This is a genomic window from Microvirga massiliensis (assembly GCF_001006805.1).
GTDB classification, from domain to species: Bacteria; Pseudomonadota; Alphaproteobacteria; order Rhizobiales; family Beijerinckiaceae; genus Microvirga; species Microvirga massiliensis.
Map to the genome: position 1 here is coordinate 466,548 of NZ_LN811352.1, position 2,551 is coordinate 469,098.

The 2,551-nt window shown below is 60.6% G+C and carries 4 protein-coding genes and 1 pseudogene; 1 reads left to right on the forward strand and 4 read right to left on the reverse strand.

Features of this window, described 5'->3' with window-relative positions; genetic code table 11:
• The 4 genes and pseudogenes from BN1233_RS48300 to BN1233_RS46805 form a co-directional block, all read right to left on the reverse strand.
• Positions 1 to 351: pseudogene (locus BN1233_RS48300) on the reverse strand (hypothetical protein); the annotation flags it as partial.
• A gap of 106 nt (positions 352 to 457) precedes the next feature.
• A complete protein-coding gene (locus BN1233_RS11120) occupies positions 458 to 718 on the reverse strand; it encodes a hypothetical protein (protein WP_046863593.1) in 261 nt (86 codons plus the stop codon).
• Positions 719 to 754: 36 nt separating this feature from the next.
• Positions 755 to 1,129: an HNH endonuclease gene (locus tag BN1233_RS11125; RefSeq protein ID WP_046863594.1), complete on the reverse strand. Its 375-nt coding sequence runs from the start codon at positions 1,127 to 1,129 to the stop codon at positions 755 to 757.
• 12 nt (positions 1,130 to 1,141) lie between these two features.
• Positions 1,142 to 1,420 (reverse strand): hypothetical protein, encoded by a 279-nt coding sequence (locus tag BN1233_RS46805; protein ID WP_147707150.1) that lies wholly within the window; start codon positions 1,418 to 1,420, stop codon positions 1,142 to 1,144.
• A 366-nt stretch (positions 1,421 to 1,786) separates the two neighbouring features.
• Between BN1233_RS46805 and BN1233_RS49615 the strand changes: the two genes are divergently transcribed.
• A complete protein-coding gene (locus BN1233_RS49615; RefSeq protein WP_046863928.1) occupies positions 1,787 to 2,077 on the forward strand; it encodes a helix-turn-helix domain-containing protein in 291 nt (96 codons plus the stop codon).
• Positions 2,078 to 2,551: the final 474 nt, after the last annotated feature.

The window sequence follows — 2,551 nt, forward strand, 5'->3', positions numbered from 1 at the left end:
GCGGCGAGGAAGCTTCGAGACCCTGCCTCGATACCCCTCGGCAATCGGTTTCGTCAGACCGGCCAGGGCGATGCGCTCTTTCTGCGTCAGATCGGAATGCTCGCCCTTGCCGAAAACGGTAATCAGGAACAGCGGCAGGTCCAGCCCTGTGAAAAGGTGATGAGGCGGTAGCCTCCGCTCTTGCCCGAGAACGGACAGGGCCAACCGCGCATAGGCCCCGCGCCCCTGCCCAGCCGCGACAAGAACACCCGCCATAAGGAACGCGTTTGCTGCTGTCACAACTGCGGCGACCGGGATCTGCTCGAACGCGGCTCTGACCTGCTCGGCCTGGACCTCGGCCTCTCGGCTCACCAGATCACCGTCAGCTGACTGCCTTATCCTCTCGATCCGGGGGGCTCGGGGCAGGGTAGTTGAGCGTGGGCCCAAAGGCCACAACCGGCCGACATTCCAGAACCAGCTAGGACCGTCTCCCGGTCATGCTCGCAGCACTCGTGCACGCTGTCTTGAGGTCTTCGGGACCAAGGCCGAGCTCGATCAGAGCACGCTCAAGCCAATCCCGATCGCGTTTGCCGAGCGTCGGACTGGTGCGCAGGTGCGTGAGGCAGTCGCGTGCGCGGGCGACGGTGCGCTCGAGCCGGCGGACCTTCTCTTGGAGATCAAGGGTGGCGAGCGCAGTATCGACGGGAATATAGAGGCCGGTGGGAGAGAGCGGATCCATCAGACCTCCATGCGATCACCACCTCGTTTACGACGATCACCGGGGGATGATCTCACCCGACAGCTTCCGCTTCCAAGGACTCGTCTTTCCAAACGGCAGAGGCCTCTTCGATATGCCGGCACCAATGTGCTGGATCTTCTGGCGTTTGGCCTGCGCGGTTTGCCGATGATCATTCCGGGTCTTGACCAACGCACAAGCCTCATGCGCCGGTCCCATGTTCGCAAGATCATCCTCGCCTCCGAGTTCAAGAGCGCGAATGTGCTCGACAATCCAACGCTCCCGCACACCATCGATCCGGCGCTCGCAGAGGACGCATGTGCCGCTTGTCTTCTCCCACACCTGGAGCCTCCGGCGCGGCGTGAGTTTCCGGCGAGCCGTCGTGCCCACATCCTCGATCTCCGAGAACGGCATGAGGAACCTCCATCACAGATCAAGTGATGAAGAGGGGCCGTCGCTGTCCTGAACTCGACAGCGTTCCTCATAGAGTAACTCAATCGTGCGACGGAACAGGCGCTCACATTCAGTCCGCAGGATTTCACAGGAGGCGATCAGCCGTTCGAGTTCCCGCTCTCGGTGCTGATCGATGGGGATGAGGCGCACCTGTAGGCCGAGGGAGGCGACAGTGGGTGTGCCCGCGCGGTCTGAGGCGCGTGAGGAACGGGCTTGTGCGTCAAAGCCGCGTCCACGGGGTGCTTCTGTCATCGGACTTGCTCCCTGAGATGATCCAAGGAGGACAGCGCTTCAGAACGAGCACCGTTGATTTCCGACGAGTGCAAACGCTTCGGAACGAACGCGCGATGGCCACGCAAGTTGCTTCGGTCCCGGAGAGGTGGATCCTCTACAGCCCGGAGCACATCGTGGACCGTAGCCAACGGGAGGGGATGAGCTAGAAGAGCTAAATCAGATTGGCGTGGGGTTCTCTTGTGACAAACGTCTCCTCGAGCAGAGAGCCAGAGTATTTGGCAGTTGTAGGACATAGCTGAGCCTCGATGGAAATAATACCTAAGGTATCACTTTGGCTCGGCTTGTCAATACCTGAGGTATCAAAAGCTACTCAGGGGATTGATTTTGAAGCTACTGTTTAGTGAGCAGATCCGCGCCGCGCGCGCCCTACTTCGTTGGGAGCAAAAGGATCTGGCTTCGGCATCCGGTGTATCGCTTCCAACGATAAAGCGACTGGAGAGCAAACCTGGTCCTATCAATGCCCATGGGCTTACGCTTCAAGCTCTTCGCCGTGCGCTAGAATCCGCCGGGATCGAATTCATCCCCGAGAACGGGAGTGGACCTGGCGTCCGCTTGCTCCACCCCATCTTCAGTTCGCCGCAGTCAGATCAATCACGCGCTGAAAACGATGAGTGAGGTCGGTACGGCAGAGGCGATCCAACCTAGCGAAGCTCCTCCTCGCCCCACCGCGTCCGCGCGCGCATCTTGCGATCGAGAGCCATCCGCAACTCCTTCATCGTCGGCATCGTGCATGCGCTCAGAAATTACGTGGCGCCGCTCGGGAAAGGCATCACGGCAGAATGCGATGCAACTTTTTTGTTCACGATGCGTTCTAAACGGAGAATGGGCACGGCTCTGCCGCGTCCGCCGCATCGGTAGCCCTGTGCATTGAGCGGTGAGTTGCGTTCACTAACTGACGAAGATGTGTGTTGCGTAATGTCCAGCCAATCGTCCTCCGCTCCCCTCCCGCCGCCTCGCGATAACTCCCGCCCCGCCTCCGATCTCCGCGTCTTTCCCCGCGACCTCGGCTCCCTCTTTGCCCAGCGGCCGCTCATCCAGGGCGAAAGCGAGGACGAGTATGACGATCTTCTGTCCGGGGTCACGCGCGGT